This window comes from Rhodanobacter sp. FDAARGOS 1247, from assembly GCF_016889805.1.
Taxonomy (GTDB): domain Bacteria; phylum Pseudomonadota; class Gammaproteobacteria; order Xanthomonadales; family Rhodanobacteraceae; genus Rhodanobacter.
This window is the reverse complement of record NZ_CP069535.1, coordinates 2,958,360-2,979,926: the sequence shown is the minus strand read 5'-3', so window position 1 is coordinate 2,979,926 and position 21,567 is coordinate 2,958,360. Positions and strand designations below refer to the sequence as shown.

The window sequence follows — 21,567 nt, the reverse complement described above, 5'->3', positions numbered from 1 at the left end:
CGACCCCGGGAGAACTGCGGCGCGCCGAACCTGAATGTCCGATGCGCAGTCTGTGCGCGTCAGCCGCCCACCACCGGCAGCGCGATGAAGCTCGCCTGCGTCGGAGCGTGGTACACGCGCTGCGTCGCCTTCACGTAATCCGCCGGCCTGGCCAGCAAGATGTTCGGCACGAAGGTCTGCGGGTTGCGGTCGTACAGCGGGAACCAGCTCGATTGCACCTGCACCATGATGCGGTGGCCGGGCAGGAACACGTGGTTGGCCGAAGGCAGGGCGAAGCGGTAGGACAGCGGCTGGTTGGCGGCGAGCGGCTTCGCCTCGGTGAAGCCCTCACGGTAGCGGCCGCGGAAGATGTCCATCGCCACGGCGAGCTGGTAGCCGCCCATCTCCGGTTCGTAGGCCACCTGGTCGGGGTAGACGTCAATCAGCTTGACCACCCAGTCGCTGTCGGTGCCGCTGGTCGAGGCGACCAGGTTCACCTCGGGCGCGCCGCTGATGGTCAGCGGCGCGGTGAGTACGTCGCTGACGTAACTGAGCACGTCCGTGCGGCCGGACGCCTCGCGCTGGTCGTCGACCAGCCACTGCGGCCAGGTGAAGGTGCCGTAGCCGATCGGCTGGATCGGACGGGCGCGGAACGGCACCGGGTGCGCGGGATCGGATACGTATTCGTCGTAGGCGGCGCCCGCGGCGGGTGCGTTGAAGCCGAGCTTGCTGCCGGGTTCCAGGTACAGCGGGCGGCTTTTCGTGGGGCAGCCATCGGCGCAAGCCAGCGGCCAGCGATCCAGTCGCTGCCACTGGTTGCTGCCGGTCTGGTAGGCGGTGACGGCGGCGGTGTCGGCCTTCGGCGCGCCGTCCTTCAGGTATTGCGCCAGGTACGGGCGCAGGATCTTCTCGCGGAAATACTTCGCGGTGTCGCTGCCGAAGCGGATCGCGCTCAGCGAGCTGCCTTCCCCGATTTCCTGCCCATGATTCCACGGGCCCATCACCAGCTTGACCATGTTGCCGCCGGCGTCCTTCGGCTTGATCGCGCGGTACACGGCTTGTGCGCCGTAGATGTCTTCCTGGTCCCACAGGCTGTGCACCAGCATCACCGGCACCTTCAACGGCTGCGCGGCGAGCAGCTTGTCGACCGCCTGGTCGCTCCAGAAGCTGTCGTAGGCCGGGTGCGCCAGCAGCTTGTTCCAGAAACCGAGCTGGCGCATGCCGTAGGCATCGGCCAGCGCGCCGGCGGAGCCGTAATGCATGAACAGGTCGTAGTCGTCGTGGTAGTTCGTCCACCACTTGATCGAGTTGTCGCGGCTGCCGACCTGCTCGTAGATGTAGGCCAGGTTCTGCTGGCGGAACGCGCCGTTGTGGAACCAGTCGTCGCCCATCCAGCCGTCGACCATCGGGTTCATCGGTACCGACACCTTCAGCGCCGGGTGCGGGTTGAACAGCGCCATCAGGGGCTCGAAGCCGTCGTAGGAAATGCCCAGCGTGCCGACCTTGCCGTTCGACTCGGGGATGTTCTTCACCAGCCAGTCGATGGTGTCGTACGTGTCGGTGGCGTCGTCGACCGGAGTGGGATTCTGCGGGCCGTGCAGCGGCCGGTTCATCACGTAGTCGCCTTCGGAGCCGTACTTGCCGCGCACGTCCTGCACCACGCGGATGTAGCCGTCCTCGACGATGATGTCGGCCACGTTGTCGTAGCCCTGCAGGGCCGGCCCGAGGTGGCCGCTCATGCTGAGGTTGGTCAGCGCGTTCGCGTCGTACGGGGTGCGGGTCAGCAGGATGCCGGCGTGATGGGCACCCTTGGGCACCAGGATCACGGTGTGCAGCTTGACCCCGTCGCGCATCGGCACCATCACGTCGCGCCGCTCGTAGTCGAAGCTGGCGGTGGCCGGCACGAATTTCGCGGGGGTCTCGCTGGGGTAGTTCGGGTATTTCGCCTGCGCCGTATCGGTGGCCTGCAGCAGGCCAGTCGCGGTGAGCAGCATGGCAAAAAGGGCGGGCCGAATGCCCGCAGCGAACCGATTCGACGTCATGATGAATCCCCAGGGGTCAATGTCCGTCAGAGTAAACCCACCGCCGCCACATCGCGACCGGAAAGTTGGCAAGACTGTTGCTTCAGTCCGGGCATGAGCGACCATGCCTACGACATCAGCTACCTGCTGGACAGCGACGCAGCCACGGCCGAGGTGCCGGTATTGCACGTGGCCAAGGCGCCGCCGAGGCCTGCGCGCAGCCCGTCGCACATCGCCGCGGCCCAGGCAGCGCTGGCGCTGGAGTTGCTGCAGGCCGCCGAGGCCCACGAGGACTGGATCAGGCAGTACGTGCGCATGTACGGCGTCGCGGGCGACGGCGTCTGATCCCCGCTGGCCTTGCATAGCAGAAGCTGACCCGGATGGGCACATCCGGTCACTTCTGAGAAGTCGGCCCCGGACAGACAAAAGCCCGGGATCGCCCCGGGCCTTGTCGTTGAACTGCCTGCGATGGATCAGGCGATCGCGGGCAGCGTGTCCACGCCGGCTTCGATCGCCGCCTTGTGCATCAGCGTGCGCGGCAGGATGCGGGCGAAGTAGAACGCGGCGGTGTCGCGCTTGGCCTGCTTGAACGCGGCGGATTGATTGCCGGCCTCGGTGGCCACCACGCTGCGCGCCCACAGGTAGGCGAGGGTGACGTAGCCGGAGTAGTACAGGTAGTCGGTCGCCGCGGCGCCGAGTTCCTCCGGGTTGGCCGCCACCCGCTGGGCCAGGCTCACGGTGAGGTCGCTCCACTCCCTGGTGGCGACGGCCAGCGGCCCGATCAGGTTGCGCAGCGCGGCATCGGCACTGTGCTGCTGGCAGAACGCGCTGATCTCCTGCAGGAAATGCTTCGCACCCACGCCCTGCAACTGGAGGATTTTGCGGCCCAGCAGGTCGGCGGCCTGGATGCCGGTGGTGCCTTCGTACAGGGTGATGATGCGGGCGTCGCGGACGAACTGTTCCATGCCGTTCTCGGCGATGTAGCCGTGGCCGCCGTAGATCTGCAGCGCTTCCTTGGTGCACTCCTGCGCCAGCTCGGTGGTCATGCCCTTGGCGATCGGGATCAGGAAGGCGACCAGTTCGCCGGCCTTCTGCCGCGCCGCTTCGTCGGTGGCGCGATGTTCGATGTCGGTCTGCAGCGCGGTGTACAGCACCAGCGCGCGCGAGCCTTCGACGAAGGCGCGCTGGGTCAGCAGCATGCGGCGCACGTCCGGCTGCACCAGCAGGTTGTCGGCCGGCTTGTCGGGGAACTTCGCGCCCGACAGCGAGCGCGACTGCAGGCGTTCGCGGGCGTAGTTGAGGCTGTTCTGCAGCGCACGCTCGGCCAATGCCAGGCCCTGCACACCGACCGAAAGGCGCGCCGCATTCATCATGGTGAACATCGCGGCCAGGCCCTTGTGCGGCTTGCCGATCAGGTAGCCCTCGGCACCGTCGAAGTTCATCACGCAGGTGGAGCAGGCGTGGATACCCATCTTGTGCTCGATCGCGCCGGCGGCCACGGTGTTGCGCATCCCCGGCGTGCCGTCAGCGTTGAGCTTGAACTTCGGCACGATGAACATCGAGATGCCGCGGCTGCCTTCCGGCGCGTCGGGCAGGCGCGCCAGCACCAGGTGCACGATGTTCTCGGTGAGGTCGTGTTCGCCGGCGCTGATGAAGATCTTGGTGCCGCTGATCTTGTAGACGGCATGGCCGTCCGCGTCCGCCGCGGCCGGTTCGGCGCGGGTCTTCAGCAGGCCGAGGTCGGAGCCGGCCTGCGGTTCGGTGAGGCACATGGTGCCGGTCCAGCGGCCTTCGACGATCGGCTTCATGAAACGCTCGCGCTGCCATTCCTCGCCGTGCATTTCCATCGCGTGGGTGGCGCCCTCGGACAGCAGCGGATACAGGCTCCAGGCCAGGTTGCCGGACTGGAAGATCTCGGTGGTGGCGGTGCCCAGCACGCCGGGCAGGGCTTGGCCGCCGTAGGTCTCCGGATTGGTCAGGCCGGTCCAGCCGCCTTCGGCGAACGCCTTGAACGCTTCCTTGAACGACTTCGGTGTGGTCACCGTCTGGGTGGCCTTGTCGTAGTGGCAGCCCTCGGCGTCGGCCGGACCATTCGTCGGCGCCAGCAGTTGTTCGCTGAGCCGGCCGGCTTCCTCCAGCACCGCGTCGAACAGGTCGCGGGTGTGGGCTTCGCCGCCCTGCAGCGAGGTCAGGGTCGACTCGGCGCCCAGTACATCAAACAGGGCGAAGCGCAGGTCGTCGAGGGGAGCCTTGTAAGCGGTCATGGTGGTTCCTTCGTTGAATGGGGTGATCAGCGATACGTGTTGGCGATGCCCGGCACCGCCGAGATCCAGTCGCTGCCGTTGAAGTCGAACGAGCGCGGCTTGTCTTCCTGCTCGGGTTTGGCGTTGGTGCTGCCGCTGACGCGATAGGCCAGCGAACCTGCGCTGCCCTTGCCGGCAATGGCCGCGAGCGCCTGGCTCATCGCGCTGGTGGGCAGCACGTCGATGCGGACCACGTCGCCGGCCAGTTCGGGGATGTCGAGGTCGAAGTTCGCATGCAGGCGCACCGGCACCAGTTCGGCGATCTGCAACTGGCCGTCGATTGAGCTGAACTTCATGCCGGCGTAGCTGTTGTTCTGGATGCGCACGGTCAGCTGCCACTGGCCGCTGGGCAGCACCACCAGTTGCTGGATGTTCACGCTGGGCGGGAACACGCTCTTCCTGGCCGGGCCGCAGGCAGCCAGGCCCAGCAGCAGGACGGGGATGATCCAGCGCAACAGACGCATTGCCGTTCTCCAAACGATCGTTTGAAAGTCGATTCTAACCGCGTTTGGGGGGCAACTGGCCAGTGGCGGCGTCGAACATCGTCATCGCCTCGCCGCGGCGTCCCGCGAAAGCCCGTCCCGCCCGCCCGGTTTCGCGCTCATCCGCAAACAGGCATCATCGACGACTTGTCTCCAGCGCTGGGGTTGCACCGCATGTCACGACGTTTTATCGCACGCCGCTCGCCGATCCACGGCAATGGCGTGTTCGCCACCGCTCCGATCGGCAAGGGTGAGGAAATCATCGAGTACAAGGGCCGGCTGATCACCCATGCCGAGGCCGACGACCTGTACGGCGACGGCGGCGAGACCGGCCATACCTTCTTGTTCACGCTCAACGACGACTACATCATCGACGCCAACCAGCAAGGCAACAGCGCCCGCTGGATCAACCACAGCTGTGCGCCGAACTGCCGGGCGCTGGTCGAGGAAAGCGCCAGCGGCGACCCGCGCCGCGACAAGGTGGTGATCGAGGCGATCCGCAACATCAAGCCGGGCGAGGAACTCACCTACGACTACGGCATCGTGCTCGAGGTGCCGCATACCGCGCGCCTGAAAAAGCTGTGGAAGTGCCTGTGCGGTTCGCCGAAGTGCACCGGCACGCTGCTCAAGCCGAAGCGGTAGGCAAGCGCGGAAACCGCCTTTTATACTCCATGGAAGTTGCCCGCCATGGGGGAGGGCAACATGGACAAGCAGCAAGGGGAAGGACTCGATGGAAAACAATCCGTACGCCGCACCGGCGGCCGTGGTCGACGATGCAAGCGCGTGGGACGCGTATGACCTGGAGAACCGCAAGGCCGGGCGTGGCAAGCGTCTGGGTGCCGCCTTGCTGGATGGCGTGGTCAGCCTGATCTGGCTGGCGCCGGTGTTCTGGGCCGGTTACATGGCACTGGACGTCAGGAAGGGGATCAAGCCCGCCGGGCCGATGATCGCCCTGATGCTGCTGGGCCTGGCCCTGATGATCACCATCATCGTGGTGAATTGCCTGATGCTGCACCGGAGCGGCCAGACCATCGGCAAGCGCGCGGTGGATATCGCGGTGGTGCGCACCGACGGCAGCCCGATCGGCCTGGGGCGCTACATTTTCCTGCGGGTGGTGCCGGTGCTGATCCTGGGCATGATTCCGTTCGTCGGCAAGGCGGTCAACCTGATCGATCCGCTGCTGATCTTCGGCAAGGAAAAGCGCTGCCTGCACGACCTGATTGCCGACACCATCGTCGTCGACGCTTGATGATCGATACCGTCCGCGAGATCGAGACGCCGGAAGGCGTCTCGTTGCGCCTGCGTGCGGCCGGCGCGCTGCCCCGCGCGCAGGCGTGGATGGTCGACCTGCTGCTGCGCTTGGCGATCTTCTTCGTGGCGTTGATCCCGCTGGCGGCCTTCGGCAAGGGCGGCAACGGGCTGGCGATGCTGGTGATGTTCGCGTTGCTGTGGGGCTACTCGGTGGTGTGCGAGGTGTGGCTGGGCGGGCAGACGTTCGGCAAGCGCGCACTGGGCCTGCGCGTGGTCAATGCCGACGGCACGCCGGTGACCTGGCTGCCGTCGGTGGTGCGCAACCTGCTGCGGGTGGTGGATGCACTGCCGGGCGTCTACGGCGTGGGCCTGGCCTGCACCCTGATCGACCCGCATGCGCGGCGCCTCGGCGACATCGTGGCCGGCACCATGGTGATCCACGTCGCGGACCTTCCTGCCGGCCAGGAAATTCCCGCGTTGACCGCCGTGCCGCTGCCGCTGGTGCTGGCCAGCGACGAGCAGGCCGCGCTGGTCGAGTTCGCCGAGCGCGCCGGCCAGCTCACCGTGCAGCGCCAGGAAGAACTGGCCAACCTGCTGACGCCGCTGACCGGGCAGCGCGACACCGGGGCGATCCGCCAGCTGGTGGCGCACGCCAACTGGCTGCTGGGGCGGGCATGAAACAGGAACGCTTCGTCGCCCTGCACAGCCGCGAGTGGGACCACCTGCAGTCGTGGCTGAATGCGCTGGACCGGCAGGCGAAACGCACCCTGCGGCAGGAACAGGCGCTGGATTTTCCCGCGTCGTATCGACGCATCTGCCATCACCTGGCGCTGGCCCGCGGTCGCGGCTACAGCCATGAAGTCACCGAGCGCCTGCAGCGCATCGTGCAGCAGGGGCATCGCGTGCTGTACCAGCCGCCGGCACCGCGCTGGCATCGCGTCATCGCGTTCCTGGTCGCCGGCTTTCCGCGGCTGGTGCGGGCGCAATGGCGCTGCATGCTGGCGGCGGCGGTGCTGTTCTACGTGCCGGCGCTGGTCACGCTGGTGCTGATGCAGCTGCGCCCTGAGCTGGCGCACACGGTCTTCAGCAGCGCGCAACTGGCGCAGTTCGAGAAGATGTACGACCCCGCCAACGCGCAGATCGGCCGCAGCAGCGGCACCGACCTGCACATGTTCGGCTTCTACGTGATGAACAACGTCAGCATCGCGTTTCGCTCGTTCGCCTCGGGCCTGGTCTTCGGCGTCGGCGCGATCTACGTGCTGGGCGCCAACGGCCTGCTGATCGGCGGCGTCGCCGGGCACCTCACCGCGATCGGTTATGGCGGTCCGTTCTGGCGTTTTGTCGCCGCCCATTCCGCCTTCGAGCTGACCGCGCTGGTGATCGCCGGCGGTGCGGGCCTGCGGCTGGGGCTGACCCTGCTGTCACCGGGTCGCCAGCGCCGCGGACCGGCCCTGGTCGCGGCCGGCTGGATCGGGGCGCAGCTGGCCCTGGGCGCGTTTGCGATGCTGGTGGTGGCGGCCTTCGTCGAGGCGTACTGGTCGTCGATCGCCAGCCTGTCCGATGCGGTGAAGTTCGGCAGCGCCGCCGTGTTGTGGGTGCTGGTGCTTGGCTGGTTGTGGCGTGGCGGCAGGGCGGGCAGGCATGGAGCTTGAACGGATCAGCGTGGTGCTGCGCCCGCGCGTGACGCGCGAGGCGGTCGATCTTGGTGCCGCCATGCTGCGCGCCAACGCGCGCGCGGTGTGGTCGGCGTGGTTCGCCTTCACCCTGCCGGCGTTCGTGCTGTGCAATGCGCTGGGCCTGCTGCTCGACCTGCCGTGGCTGGGCTGGGTGCTGGTGTGGTGGCTGAAGCCGCTGTTCGACCGGGTGCCGCTGTACGTGCTGTCGCGCGCGGTGTTCGATCGCGCGCCGGGGTGGCGCGAGACCCTGCGCGGCCAGCGCCAGTGGAACTGGCGCAGCACGCTGGCCGGGCTGACCTGGTTGCGCATCGACAGCAGTCGCGCCCTGCGCCTGCCGCTGGACCTGCTCGAAGGCGCTACGCGGCAGCAGCGTTCGGCGCGCTGGAAGGTGCTGCGCAAGCGCATCGTGGGCGATGTCAGCCTGCTGACCTACGGCTGCCTGCAGTTCGAGCTGGTGCTGTTCCTCAGTTTCTGGCTGTTCGCGTGGCTGCTGATTCCCCACGAATGGCGACCGCTGTCGTTGGGCGAGTTCTTCCGTGACGGGACGCAGGGCATTTCCTCCCTGTGGATCGTGCTGGGCGCGGGCGTAGCCTACCTGGCGATGAGCGCGATCGAGCCGCTGTACGTGGCCTGCGGTTTCGCGCTGTATCTCAATCGCCGCACGCAACTGGAAGCGTGGGACATCGACCTGGCGTTCCGCCGCATGCGCACGCGCATCGAGGCGCTGGGCAAGGTGCTGGGCGTGCTGCTGTGCCTGGGCATGCTGCCTTCGCTGCATGCGCAGGCGAGCCCCCGTGCACAGGCAAGCGTCGGTGCGCCGGAAAAACCCATCGCCACCAGCGTCGAGAAGGTGTTCGGCACGCCGCCGGCCGGCGACGGAAAGCGCTTCGCCGAAGCGGCCGCACAGGTGTATCGCGACCCGCGCTTCGGTGGTGAACACACGACGCGCGGCTGGCGGCTCAAGCATCCGTGGCAGGCGGAACGCCAGCAACGGGAGATTCCGTTCCCCGCGCTGGGCCAGTGGCTGTCGGCGATCTTCAAGGGCCTGCTGTGGCTGCTGCTGGGCGCTGCGCTGGTGACGCTGGGCTGGTTTGCCTGGCGCTGGCGTGGACGCTGGCAAGCCGAGCCGGAAGAGCCGGCGGCGATGACCTCGTCCAGCCTGTTGCCCGGCGAGGCAGCCGAGCTGCCGCTGCCCGACGACCTGGCCGCAGCCACCCGCGCGCTGTGGCAGGCGCAGCGCAGGCGCGAGGCGCTGGCCCTGCTTTATCGCGGCTGCGTGGAACACACGGCGCAGCTGCTGCAACTGCCACCGTCGAAGGATGCGACCGAGTCGGACTGGCTGCACCGCGCCGGCGCGATCGAGGATGTCGCGCGTGCGCAGCGGGTGGTGGCGATCGTGCGCACCTGGCAGTTCGCTGCCTACGCCGGCCGCTATCCGGATGACGCCACCATCGAGCAACTGCTGACGGGCTGGCCCGCGCAGGCGGGAGCACCGGCATGAATCGCCGGACGCTGACCCTCGTTCTGGTCGTGCTCGGCGCGGTACTGCTGTTGCTGGCCGGCTTCTTCGCCACGTTCGAACGCCGGGACGTCGTCGAAACCACGCCCGCGCATGGCGAGGCCCGCTACAACCGCTTCTTCGCCCTGCAGGAAACCCTGCGGCGGCTGGAGCTGCCCGCGCGCTCGCTGACCACGCTGGACCCGAAGCATCTCTCCTTGCAGCCCGGCGACACCTTGCTGCTGGGCGACGACGTCAGCCGGGTCGATGTCGCCGATGCGGCGCGCATCGCCGCGTGGGTGCGCGGCGGCGGCCACCTGCTGCTGTCGCCGGGGGCGGCAAGCGGTGCGCGCACGCCGTTGTTCGATGCGCTGGGCCTGCTCGATCCGCATCCGGGCGACTATGCGTGCAGCGCTTTCGATGATGCGGAAAACGGCAAGGACGACGACAAGCTGCGCCTGTGCGGCGCCCGTTTCCTGCTGGCCGGTGCCGCCGCCACCGCGGTCGAGGCTTCCATCGGCGATGCGCAAGGCGGCTACCTGTTCGCGCGCACCCGGCTGGGCAAGGGCAGGGTGAGCCTGCTGGCCAGCTTCGCCCCGATCTCGCGCGACCAGCTGAAGCGGGCGGTGGCGCAACAGTTCGCCTGGGGCCTGCTGGAACCTAATCGGGGGCGCGGGACGCTCTACATCGTGTACGCGCTGGACGGTCCGTCGTTCCTGACATTCCTTTGGCTGAAGGGCTGGCCCGCGCTGCTGGCGCTGGCCCTGCTGCTCGGCGCGTGGATGGCGATGCGCAGCGCGCGGCTGGGTCCGCTGATGCCCGCGCCGGCGCTGCATCGGCGTGCGCTGCTTGAACACGTGCACGCCGCCGGCGAGTTCGTCTATCGCCGCGACGGCGGCCGCAGCCTGCACCGGCTGGCCAGCGATACCGTGCTGGCGCGCCTGCGCCGACGCGATCCGGCCTGCGCCATGCTCAACGGCGATGCGCTGTACGCCCGCCTGGCCGAGCGCAGCGCGCTCGACGCCGCGCAGATCGCGCAAGCCTTCCAGTCACCCGCGAACGCCCAGGCCTTCCGCGCTTCCATCATCACCCTGGCCCGACTCAGGAGCCGCCCATGACTACCGAAACCCTCGCTACTCCGGTCACGCCGCCGGCCCCGTTGTCGATCGCCGAACTGGGTGAGCAGACGCGCGCCCTGCGCGGCCAGGTCACCCGCGCCTTCATCGGCCAGGGCGACGTGTTCGACCAGGTGCTGCTGGCCCTGCTGGCCAGCGGCCACGTGCTGATCGAAGGCGTGCCCGGCCTGGGCAAGACCTTGCTGGTGCGTGCACTGGCCGCGTCGGTCGGCTGCACCTTCGGCCGCGTGCAGTTCACCCCCGACCTGATGCCGGCCGACGTCACCGGCCATGCGATCTACGATCCCAAGGCCGAGCGTTTCCAGATCCGTCGCGGCCCGGTGTTCGCCAACCTGCTGCTGGCCGACGAGATCAACCGCGCGCCGGCGAAGACCCAGGCCGCCCTGCTCGAATCAATGCAGGAAGGCCAGGTCACCATCGAAGGCCGCCGCTTCGCGCTGCCCGAGCCGTTCATGGTGGTGGCTACGCAGAATCCGATCGAGCAGGAAGGCACCTATCCCTTGCCCGAGGCACAGCTGGATCGCTTCCTGATCAAGGTGGTCATCGGCTACCCCGGCCTCGAAGACGAGCGACGCATGGTGGCCAGCGTGGTCAACGGCAAGATCGCCGCCGACCTCGACGTGTCGCAGGTGCGCCCGGTGCTGAGCCAGGCCCAGTTGATGGCGGTGCAGAAAGCGGTGGCGGCGATCCGCATGGACGAGGCGGTCACCGACTACGCCGTGCGCATCGCCCGCACCACGCGCGAATGGCCGGGCGTGATCGGCGGCGCCGGTCCGCGCGGCGGGCTGGCGCTGGCGCGACTGGCACGCGCCCACGCCGCGGTCGACGGTCGTGATTTCGTCACCCCCGACGACGTGCGCGCGGTGGCCTTGCCGGCGCTGCGCCATCGCCTGGTGCTGGCGCCGGAGGCGCTGATCGAGCGGCAGCGGCCCGACGACGTGCTCGCCGCGCTGCTGCACAAGGTGCCCGCGCCCCGCCAATGATGCGACCCGCTCCGCTACTGCTGTGGTTGCTGCTGGGCTGGATCGTGCTCGGCGTGCTGGCCAGCCTTGGCTGGCTGCCGCTGTCCGCGTGGCTGGCCGCCGCTGTCGTGATCGCGCTGTTCGCCTTGGTCGACGTCCTGCGCCTGCGCCGGATGCCCTCGCCCGAACTGCAGCGCGACGTGGTGCCGGTGATGCCGCTGGGTCCACCGGCCACGATCAGCCTGCGCCTGCGCGGCGGCACGCGGCGGACGCAGGCCTTGCGCCTGCACGACCTGCATCCGGGCGGCTGGGTGGTCCATGGCATGCCGCGCGACGTGCGCCTGCCGCCGGGACGGGATCTGCTGCTCGACTACAGCGTCATCCCCGATGCGCGGGGCCAGTTCGTCTTTGACGGCTGCCACGTGCAACTGTGCTCGCCCTGGCGTGCATGGACCGCGCGCCGCGTGATCGGTGCGTCGTCGACCGTGCGCGTGTATCCGAACTTCGCTTCGCTGGCCGAGCTGGCGGGACTCAGCGTGGAGCTGGCCTCGCGCAGCGTGGGCGCGCGCCTGCAGCGGCGCCGCGGCGAAGGCACCGAATTCCAGGAGCTGCGCGACTACCGCGTCGGTGACAGCCTGCGCAAGATCGACTGGAAGGCGACTGCACGCAGCAGCCGGCTGATCTCGCGCGAGTACCGCGACGAGCGCAACCAGCAGGTGGTGCTGATGCTGGACTGCGGTCGCCGCATGCTGGCGCAGGACGACCAGCTGGTGCATTTCGATCACGTGCTGAACGCATCGCTGGCGCTGGCCAGCATCGCACTGCGCCAGGGCGACGCGGTCGGCATGCTGGCCTGCACCGGCCAGCAGCAACGCTGGCTGCCGCCGCAGCAGGGCAGCCTGGGCATGGACATGCTGCTCGGCGCCGGCTACGACCTGCAGGCACTGCCCGAAGCCACCGACTACCTGGCCGCGGCCAGCGCGCTGCAGGCGCACCAGCGCCGCCGCGCCCTGGTCGTGCTGATCACCAACGTGCGCGACGAAGACGACGTGGAACTGCGCGCCGCGGTCGGCATGCTGTCCAAACGCCACCTGGTGATGCTGGTCAGCCTGCGCGAACTGGCGCTGGACCGCGCCGCCAGCGAGCCGGGCGAAGAACTCGAAGACAGCATCCGCAGCGCCGCCGCGATGCACTACCTGGCCGAGCGCGACCGCGTACACGAATCCCTGCGCCGCGAAGGCGTCAACACCCTCGACGTCAGCTGCGGGGAACTGTCCGGCGCGCTGATCGAGCGGTATCTGGCGTTGAAGCGGAGCAGTCGGCTCTGATTGGTGGGGCGGGGCACATCTGCGCGCTGCGTCTTCATCAGCAATCTGACAAGGAGGCTCACCGGACTATGCGGGCTTTACCCAACAAAGCGGTTCGATTCCGCGAGCCGCGGCATTTTTTTTAGAGCGCACCTTTACGGTTGACATCGTAAATATTTGCGGAGCACTCTAGCTGGCAGCCCGCTACGCAACATCGGGCACAGGGGAAAACACGATGTATATGAGTTGGCGATGATTTACCCGTCGCTCTTGGCTTGGCTGATATCGCTGGTGCGCGCAGCAAATGCCGGGTGTCTGAAAATTGATAGCGGTCAATCGGATATCAAGTCGCTCGTGAGTATCCATCTGAGAAAAATGTCAGATACTAAGACGACTTGCCGTCGTCTCCCAAGATTGAGAGTGCGATGTTCGCCAGTATGATTTCGGCCATATGTTGCGGCTATTAGGTAAGTGGATACGGGATGGATTGCGCTGTGCGTCAGATATATTGATTTGATCCCGAGGTATATAGGAGAAGTCATTTGAAATCGCTCTCATTATTTATAGCGTTGGTCCTTAGTGCCGCGACCTTCGTGTCTATGGCGCAAAGCAGTATTTCGATTCCTGAGGACTATCATAAGCATGTTGAACAATCAGAGAATTCCATCATTTTGGGTGGGGCTGAATTTGGCGACCAAATAGATATATCCACGGGACAAACACGTTTTCGGCACACGGTCGTTAGTCTTTCTGGCGGCAATCAACTTCCGGTTGAAGTGACATATGACTACGCGCCATATGAGACGCCCAATGTTCACTATGGACTAGAGATAGTCAGGCCGCATCTGAGTGGCATCTTTAGCAACAGAACCGGTTGGGTAGCAACGCAGGTGGGTGGGGCTGGGACAACGAATAGATGTTCCGCGCCCTCAGGCCTTGGTTCCCCTCCAGAGGTGGTCAATACAAGCGGAAAACCCGACACATTTTTTTCCGACGAGTACTGGCACGGTAATCAACTGATTCAATTGAATGGGAGCTCAGAGTTGATGCGGCAGCTTGGGACTGGCGATCCTAGGCCTGCTGACGGTGCAGCCTATACGTGGACGACAAAGAATCATTGGTACTTTTCATGCATACCATCTCAAGACGGCAATGGTGAAGCATTCTTGGGGCGTGCTCCCGATGGGAGCACATATTATTTTGACTCTCCCGCATCCGGGCCTTTAGCTGTCCCGTCAATTTGGAAAGCTGCGGCTCAAGGAGCAAGTACGATACTGCAACCCGTAGAGCGTCGGTTCAACGTTAGTATTATTAAAGACCGATTTGGTAATTGGGTCAAATATGAGACGATCAATGGAGCGCTCGTTATTAGCTCCAATGATGGGCGAAAATTGACCGTGTCAGACATAGCGAGCGGACAATCGATAACAGATGGAAGTCGTACATGGACTATCACTTGGGTCAAAGACGTTGCAACAGGTAGTATTTTGAGCTTCGTCGTGACTAATCCAGACGGATCAACATGGTCCCTCGCGCGCTCAGGGGATATTTCCCACAACGGCAATTACTTCGCTGGATGTGATATTCCTTCGGCTGCACTACTAGGGCAGTCAGCGATAGTTGTTCACGCACCCTCTGGTGCTATCGGAACTTTTACGCTCAAGCCTATACGTTTCGGAAAGTCGTACGTTGCTTCGACCTGCGGGCCTCTGGTTACAGATCCGAGCGGCAAGGCAAATTCATACGTTAGATACCCGGCGTTCTATGACAGCGTGGCTATTACTGAGAAATCAATAACTGGGGCGGGTATAAGTGCATCAACATGGAAGTATGATTACGGTTCCCCGAACGGCTGCTACACTCAGTCAAACTATGCTGATGTCATTTGTGCGTCCAATGCGCCAACGTATCGCACGGTGGTCATTACTCAGCCGGACAATTCCGTTGTTCGTTACACTGTGGGGAACAAATGGCTTTCCGATGATGAGGGTCTTCTTCTTAAGACTGAGACTGGAGCATCATTATCCAACATAGATCGAACGGAATCCACTCGGTGGACTGCTTTTCCAGTTGTGGGGAACGAAGGTAACATCGCTGGTGATTCTGGTAGCGATGGGAAACTTCGTGTGCCAAGTTCGCGAACAGTTGTTCAAAACGGAGACACTTACACTTGGCAGGTAGAGGCCTTCGATGCTTATGCGCAACCGACCAAAGTTAAGAGATCAAATTCGATCGTTGGGCAAAATTCCATTGAGGAGCAGACATCATACTTAAATGACACGTCATTGTGGGTTATTGGATTGCCCCTTCAAAGAGTTAACCTAACATTGGGTGAGGTCGTTGATCGGTATGCGTATTCCACAGACGATTTGGCTGTGGATTGGTGGCATTTTGAGCGTCACGAGATGTCATATGCATATGATTCTTTGGGGCAGCTGTATACGACAATAGATGATAATGGCAATAAGACATCATATACCAATTACAAGCTGGGCATTCCACAGCGAATTGATTATCCTGATGCGACGCACCAGTCTGCGACGGTGGATGACCTGGGTCAGATCAGTTCGATAACTGACCAGGCTGGAAATACGACTTCTTACCAATATGATGCGGCTGGACGGCTTTTGCAAATTAGCTATCCCGGTGGCGACGAGGTGGCGTGGTACCCCACGCACTTCGCCTACGCCTTCGTGACCAGCGCCGAACGCGGTATCGCCGCCAACCATTGGCGGCGCACCGTCACCACCGGCAATGCTTCCACCGTCACCTACTTCGACGCGATGCTGCGCCCGTTGCTCAGCGATACCTCGATCATCGGCACGGCCGGGTCGGATACCAGCACGGCCAACGCCTATGACACCAAGGGCCAGGCCACGTTCGCGTCGTACCCGGTGGCCGGTACACCGGCGCTGTCCGCCATCACCAGCGGTACGCACCACAGCTACGACGCCCTGGGCCGCCTCACACAGAGCATCCAGGATTCCGAACTCGGCCCGTTGACCAGCCTGACCGCCTACCTGTCCGGTGCGCGCCGCCAGGTCACCGACCCCAAGGGCAACATCACCACCACCAGCTACCAGGTGTTCGACCAGCCCGGTGGCGACGCCGCCGTCAAGGTGCAGGCGCCGCAGGGCATCACCCAGACCATCGCTCGCGACCTCTACGGCAACCCGCTGTCGATCACCCAATCCGGCCTCTACGGCACCGAGCAGGACAGCCTCACCAAATATCTCTACTACGACATCTACCACCGCCTGTGCCGCAGCACCGAGCCGGAAAGCGGCAGCACCGTGATGCACTACGACGCGGCCAACAACCTGGACTGGAGCGCCACGGGCCTGGCCATCACTGGCAGCGCGTGCAGCCAGGATCAGGTGGCCGCCTCGGCCAAAACCGCTCGCACCTACGACGCGATGAATCGGGTGCTGACGATCAGTCCGCCGACGGGAACGCAGGGCACGATCTATACCTACGACGCGCTGGGCCAACTCAAGACGGCCGTTTCGGGCATCGCGATCCAGGGCTATGCCTACAATTTCCGCGGCATGTTGACGAGTGAAGTGCTCTGGCTTCCCAACAATAACAATCTGGCATGGGGGCTCGGCTACGCCCACGATGCCTACGGCCACGTCTCAGCCATCGGCTACCCGGGCAGTCCCGGCGAAGGCGTCGCCTACGCACCCGATGCTCTGGGCCGGGCCACCCAGGCAGGCAGTTACGCCAGCGGCGTGCACTACTTTCCCGACGGCAGCGAACAGGGCCACCTGTTGGGCAACGGCATCAGCGCCCTGATCCAGAAAAACACGCGCTTGCTGCCGTCGGGCCTCAGTTACGCCCTCGGCGGTACGCAGCGCCTGAATGAGGCCTACCTCTACGACAAGGACGCCAACCTCACCAGCGTCACGGATCTGGTCAACGGCCAGAACAACCAGACCCTCGGCTACGACGGCCTGAACCGGCTGATCTCGGCGATCGCGCCGAATGCGTGGGGTACGGAGACGTACACCTACGACGCTCTCAACAACCTGCGCAGCAAATTGGCTGTCGGCCTAGCGTTCACTTTCAACTACGACAACAACAACCGACTCGCCACCATGACCGTACCCGGCGGTGGCTTCTCCAATTACCAGTACGACGTCTACGGCAATCGCACCCATCAGAACGTGGTGTTCAGCTCGCTCTCCATGGTGTACGACGCCAAGAACCAATTGGTGCAGGTGCCGGGCGTGGCCAGTTACGCCTACGACGCGGCGGGGCGGCGGATCATGAAGACGCCCGCCGTGGGCGGCGCTGCGGCGGCTACCTACAGCCTCTACAGCCAGGCCGGGCAATTGATGTTCGGCTACGACGCGGCCACCGGGCAGGGCACCAACTACATCTACCTCAACGGCAAGCTGATCGCACGGCACAAGGGCAGCACCGTCACCTACCTGCTGACCGACCGGCTAGGCAGCCCGGTGCGCGAGGCGGATGCCAGCGGCAATGTCACGGCGAGCTTCAGTTACCGGCCGTATGGTGACCTGTATAGCGGCCCGAACCAGAGCCAGCCGGGGTTTACCGGGCATGTGAATGATCCGGAGACGGCGTTCGTTTATATGCAGGCGAGGTATTACGATCCGGGGACAGGGAGGTTTTTGAGTGTTGATCCGGTGGGGGTGGGTGCAGGAAATGCGTTCAACTTCAACCGGTACCATTACGCGTCGAACAATCCGATTCTGAATATTGATCCTGATGGGCGTCAAGATCTGTGTGTGGGCCCACGCCAGCCGCCGCCTCCGAAGCCAAGTCCCTTGGATCAGTTGAAAGGTGCGGCGTCGAATCTGCTTCACCAAACACTAATGGACGCAGCTACGATGGCTGGTCTGAATCAACACGCTACCTTGGCAGATAGCCTGTTGGCTCCGATTCGAACAGCTATAACATTCTCGCCATTGATGTTGGAAAGCTCGGCAGTTAGGGGCGCTGTACTAAGCTCGGAAGCGTCTGTCTCCGGTGACATGTTGAGATTTTCCCAGACAACGGCAAGCCCATTCTTTAGTTCTCAGGGAAGCTTTTCCGGTCAATCAATCGCAGATGTAGCAGGGCAATTGCGAGCCGGTAGTCTAACGGCTTCTGACGTGCCCGTGCGCATAGTTTCACTAGGTGGTAATCCGTTAATTGTGAACACGCGATCTGCGCTTTCTTTAATGCAATCGGGGGCGCCGCAAAGCGCATGGAGAATTATCGATATGACCGGTCATGCGGGAACAGAGGCGCAAATAACCCAGCGACTTTCTAATAATGGTCTTTCGACAAATGGCGCTGACGTCTTGCGCATAACGGGTTCTGGGCCTAACGCAAGTACTTTGATATCAGGACAATAGCTATGGTTAATGAACTTTGGAAATTGCCAGTGCCTGCTACGGAGCTTGTGACTGAGCCAACTCTTAGAATCTTACCAATGCGACAATGTGAGCTGTTTTTTTTTGTAGAAGGTTCTGATAGAGGACTGGTAAAAAAAACCTTAATATTCGATGGCGTGGAGGCTTTCAGATGCACATATCTCACGTCGTGTAGCGCTCGTATGTTTAATGAGGCATACGGAAAACTAGTTGACCTTCCAGAAAGTCCGTGGTTAATCGAAATAATGAGGGTGCATGAAAATTCTAAGCAGCCTAAAAAAGAATGGAAGCACATGATGATATGCTTCGATGACGGTCCATGTTACGAATTTATTTGTTTATGTTGTTCGGTAAATGACGATAATCAAGGTGGAAATTAAAACTCGATCCATGATCTCGGCTGCTGGTGGACGGTGAGGCCTGATTAGCGCCGAACCTCAGTCGAGAAAGTTGTGGCATGGCGGAGCATCGGCTCCAGAATCAGAGGGGACGGGCGATTAAATTGCGATCTTTGATATTGGCTCCCCGAGCCAACGCCAGGCAGCTGGCTTTCTCAAGACCTTCTCCACCAAGCGTTGAAACCGCGGTGCATCTCCCCGTGTTGCCGGGTACGCGCGAGGACATCGTCGGCCATGTCTTATCGCAGTCATGTCGATAGGTTGCGCGGCGTTCTGTAGCGATAGGTCCACGCTGGGAGGCAACTCGTCGCCATCGAGTTCGCGCCGCGAGCGGCATCCGCCACGGAGGGTCACGGGCCCCTGAAGAGCCGGCGGACGATGTTCGCCCTACGCGCGGGGCGCCGGCGGCGTCTGCTCAGCGCTCCACGTGTTCCGCCGCGCCCGGTGGTTTCGGCGTGCCGATCCAGCGCCGCGTGCCGAGTTGCCGGTCGATGCTGTTGGCCAGTTGTTCGATGCGCGGGCGTACCGCTTCGGCGACCGGACCGGTGCAGCCGAGGTAGAAGTCCACGCTGCGGCTGCCGCCGGGGCCGCCCACGGTGATCCTGATGCCGGGCTGGTCGGTCATGATCATGCCGCAGCCGTCGTTGCGGCTGACGTAGCTGGCCTGCATCGCATCGAAATCCGCGCGCGCCAGCGCGTCGTGGATCGCGGCCAGCTGGGTCGGGGTGACCTGGCCGGTGGCCTGCATGGTTTGCACGTGGGCCTGGCCGGTGAAGCTGACCTGACCGGCGGCGGTCACGGTCACGCGATACGCGGGGCAGTTGCCGAAGCAGGTGCTGCGTTCGAGGGTGATGCTGTTTTCAGGCATGGGCTGGGTACCGTCGACCTGGGCGCGTACGGCGCAGGCGCCCAGCCACAGCATCGAGCCGCAGAGCAGGCCGCGCAGCAGCAGGGTGCAGGCTGGCTTCATGGTGATGCTCCGTGTCGGTCGGGGATGACCAGCATAGCGGCGTGCGATGAAGGCGATGTGCGCGTGGCGCGTGGCGCCATCAGTCCTCCTCCGCGTGCGGTTTCCACGCTTCGCTGAGCTGCTTCTGCACGGTGGCCGGCACCGCCTCGTAGTGGCTGAGGTCGAGGCTGTAGCGGCCGCGGCCACCGGTCATCGATTTCAGTTCGGTGGGGTAGTCGGTCAGTTCGGCCAGCGGCGCCTGCGCCTTGATCACCAGCTCGCCGCCACGCTGGCTGTCGGTACCCAGGATGCGGGCGCGCTTGCCGGCCAGGCCGCCGGTGACGTCGCCCACGTTGTGCTCGGGGATCGCCACCTCGATGTTGACGATCGGCTCCAGCACGGTGGGCCGCGCCTTCACCACGGCATCCAGGAACGCCTTCTTGCCGGCGCTGATGAACGCCACTTCCTTGGAGTCCACCGCGTGGTACTTGCCGTCGTAGACGGTGACGCGCACGTCCTGCAGCGGATAGCCGGCCACGGCGCCGTGTTCCATCGCCTGGCGCACGCCTTTCTCGATCGCCGGCAGGAACTGGCCGGGGATCACGCCGCCCTTCACCGCGTCGACAAACTCGAAGCCGGCGCCGCGTTCCATCGGCTCGACGCGCAGGAACACCTCGCCGAACTGGCCGGCGCCGCCGGTCTGCTTCTTGTGCCGGTGATGGCCTTCGGCGTGGCCGGCGATGGTTTCGCGATAGGCGATCCGCGGCGGATGCGAGTCGACCTCCACGCCGTAGCGCTCGCGCATGCGTTCCAGCATCACCTTCAGGTGCAGGTCGGACAGGCCGCGCACCACGGTCTCGTTGAGCTCCTTGTGGTGCTCGACGCGAAAGCACGGGTCCTCTTCGGCCAGCCGCGCCAGCGCGTTGGAAAGCTTCTGCTCCTGGCCCTTGTGCCTCGGCTCCAGCGCCAGCCCGAACATCGGCGCGGGAAACGCCAGCGGCGCCAGGCTGATCCGGTCCTCGTCGTGCGAGTCGTGCAGCACCGCGTCGAAATGGATCTCCTCCACCTTGGCCACCGCGGCGATGTCGCCGGGCACGGCGGCTTCGATCTCCACATGGTTCTTGCCTTGTACCCGGAACAGGTGGCCGACCTTGAACGGCTTGCGGCCTTCGTCGACCAGCAGCTGGCTGTCGCGGCGCACGGTGCCCTGCCACACGCGGAACACGCCCAGCTTGCCCACGAACGGGTCGTTGACGATCTTGAACACGTCGGCGATCACGTGGGCCGACGGATCGGCGCTGACCGCCAGCGGCGTACCGTCGTCGCGGGCGAATGGTGGCGGGTTGCCTTCGGCGGGATTGGGCAGCAATCGCGCGGCGAGGTCGAGGAATTCGCGGATGCCCGCGCCGGTGCGGGCGCTGACGAAGCAGATCGGCACCAGGTGTCCTTCGCGCAGGCATTGCTCGAACGCATCGTGGAGCTGCTCCGGCGTGAGCGAGCCTTCGCCGGCATCGAGGTAGCAGTCCATCACGCCTTCGTTGATCTCCACCACCTGGTCGAGGATGCGCTGGTGCGCCTCGGCCAGTGACGAGAAATCGGTGGCGCCGTCGCTGTGGAAGAAGCAGTCCAGCACGCGGCTGCCGCGATTGGCGGGCAGGTTCACCGGCAGGCATTCGCTGCCGAACTCGTCGCGCAGCGCGTCGACCAGGGCGGGCAGGTTGGCGCCGTCGAAGTCGATCTTGTTGATCACCAGCACGCGAGCCAGGCCGCGCGCTTTTGCATGCATCATCATCCGGCGCGTGCCGTACTCGATGCCGTTGATCGCGTTGACCACCACCGCCACGGTTTCCACCGCCGACAGCGAGGCCAGCGTGGCGCCGCGGAAGTCGGCGTAGCCGGCGGTGTCGATCAGGTTCACGTGGCAGTCGCCGTGATCGAGATTCGCCACGCAGCTGTCGATGGAATGGGCGCGCGATTTCTCCTGGCTGTCGCTGTCGGAAACCGTGTTGCCGCGCTCGACGCTGCCGGCGGACTGGATGGCGCCGCCGGCGACCAGCAGCGCCTCGAACAAGCTGGTCTTGCCCACGCCGGCGTGCCCGGCGAATGCGATGTTGCGGATGCTTTCCGTGGAATACGTCACGATGCGACCCTCCCATGACTGGGCGCGGATCGTGCCGGCATCAACCACGGCGCCGCACGAAGCCGCGCTGTAGCGGCTGAC

At 64.5% G+C, this 21,567-nt stretch carries 15 protein-coding genes; 10 read left to right on the top strand and 5 right to left on the bottom strand.

Going from position 1 to position 21,567, the window contains the following annotated elements; all coding sequences use genetic code 11:
- Positions 1-59: 59 nt before the first annotated feature.
- A complete protein-coding gene (locus I6J77_RS13575) occupies positions 60-2,021 on the bottom strand; it encodes a CocE/NonD family hydrolase (protein WP_204109400.1) in 1,962 nt (653 codons plus the stop codon).
- 93 nt (positions 2,022-2,114) lie between these two features.
- Here I6J77_RS13575 and I6J77_RS13570 point away from each other — a divergent pair, with 93 nt between their 5' ends.
- Positions 2,115-2,345: a hypothetical protein gene (locus tag I6J77_RS13570; protein WP_204109399.1), complete on the top strand. Its 231-nt coding sequence runs from the start codon at positions 2,115-2,117 to the stop codon at positions 2,343-2,345.
- Positions 2,346-2,473: 128 nt separating this feature from the next.
- Here I6J77_RS13570 and I6J77_RS13565 read toward each other — a convergent pair whose 3' ends face one another.
- Together I6J77_RS13565 and I6J77_RS13560 are read right to left on the bottom strand one after the other, a co-directional pair.
- Positions 2,474-4,264, bottom strand: a complete 1,791-nt coding sequence (locus I6J77_RS13565; RefSeq protein WP_204109398.1) for an acyl-CoA dehydrogenase C-terminal domain-containing protein — start codon at positions 4,262-4,264, stop codon at positions 2,474-2,476.
- 26 nt (positions 4,265-4,290) lie between these two features.
- On the bottom strand, positions 4,291-4,767 hold the full coding sequence (locus tag I6J77_RS13560) for a hypothetical protein (protein WP_204109397.1): 477 nt from the start codon (positions 4,765-4,767) through the stop codon (positions 4,291-4,293).
- Between the two features lie 192 nt (positions 4,768-4,959).
- Between I6J77_RS13560 and I6J77_RS13555 the strand changes: the two genes are divergently transcribed.
- From I6J77_RS13555 to I6J77_RS13515, 9 genes are all read left to right on the top strand, one after another.
- Positions 4,960-5,427, top strand: coding sequence for an SET domain-containing protein (locus I6J77_RS13555; RefSeq protein ID WP_204109396.1), 468 nt, complete (start codon positions 4,960-4,962; stop codon positions 5,425-5,427).
- 88 nt (positions 5,428-5,515) lie between these two features.
- Positions 5,516-6,034 carry an RDD family protein gene (locus tag I6J77_RS13550; RefSeq protein WP_204109395.1) on the top strand — a complete coding sequence of 173 codons (519 nt, stop codon included), beginning with the start codon at positions 5,516-5,518 and terminating at the stop codon, positions 6,032-6,034.
- The gene (locus tag I6J77_RS13545) at positions 6,034-6,714 is read left to right on the top strand and encodes an RDD family protein (protein WP_056768431.1); all 681 of its coding nucleotides are present in this window, start codon (positions 6,034-6,036) and stop codon (positions 6,712-6,714) included. Before I6J77_RS13550 ends, I6J77_RS13545 begins: the two co-directional genes overlap by 1 nt.
- Positions 6,711-7,688 (top strand): stage II sporulation protein M, encoded by a 978-nt coding sequence (locus I6J77_RS13540; protein WP_007804137.1) that lies wholly within the window; start codon positions 6,711-6,713, stop codon positions 7,686-7,688. The genes I6J77_RS13545 and I6J77_RS13540 overlap by 4 nt, the downstream gene beginning before the upstream one ends.
- Positions 7,678-9,213 carry a DUF4129 domain-containing protein gene (locus tag I6J77_RS13535; RefSeq protein ID WP_204109394.1) on the top strand — a complete coding sequence of 512 codons (1,536 nt, stop codon included), beginning with the start codon at positions 7,678-7,680 and terminating at the stop codon, positions 9,211-9,213. The genes I6J77_RS13540 and I6J77_RS13535 overlap by 11 nt, the downstream gene beginning before the upstream one ends.
- Entirely contained in the window at positions 9,210-10,328 is a 1,119-nt protein-coding gene (locus tag I6J77_RS13530; RefSeq protein ID WP_204109393.1) for a hypothetical protein, read from the top strand. Before I6J77_RS13535 ends, I6J77_RS13530 begins: the two co-directional genes overlap by 4 nt.
- Positions 10,325-11,329, top strand: coding sequence for a MoxR family ATPase (locus I6J77_RS13525; protein ID WP_056715747.1), 1,005 nt, complete (start codon positions 10,325-10,327; stop codon positions 11,327-11,329). Before I6J77_RS13530 ends, I6J77_RS13525 begins: the two co-directional genes overlap by 4 nt.
- Positions 11,329-12,636 (top strand): DUF58 domain-containing protein, encoded by a 1,308-nt coding sequence (locus tag I6J77_RS13520; RefSeq protein WP_204111493.1) that lies wholly within the window; start codon positions 11,329-11,331, stop codon positions 12,634-12,636. The genes I6J77_RS13525 and I6J77_RS13520 overlap by 1 nt, the downstream gene beginning before the upstream one ends.
- A gap of 2,306 nt (positions 12,637-14,942) precedes the next feature.
- A complete protein-coding gene (locus I6J77_RS13515; RefSeq protein ID WP_204109392.1) occupies positions 14,943-17,981 on the top strand; it encodes an RHS repeat domain-containing protein in 3,039 nt (1,012 codons plus the stop codon).
- An 831-nt stretch (positions 17,982-18,812) separates the two neighbouring features.
- Here I6J77_RS13515 and I6J77_RS13510 read toward each other — a convergent pair.
- Positions 18,813-19,367, bottom strand: a complete 555-nt coding sequence (locus tag I6J77_RS13510) for a DUF6438 domain-containing protein (protein ID WP_204109391.1) — start codon at positions 19,365-19,367, stop codon at positions 18,813-18,815.
- 79 nt (positions 19,368-19,446) lie between these two features.
- A complete protein-coding gene (gene fusA / locus I6J77_RS13505; RefSeq protein ID WP_204109390.1) occupies positions 19,447-21,486 on the bottom strand; it encodes an elongation factor G in 2,040 nt (679 codons plus the stop codon).
- Between the last annotated feature and the right edge of the window lie 81 nt (positions 21,487-21,567).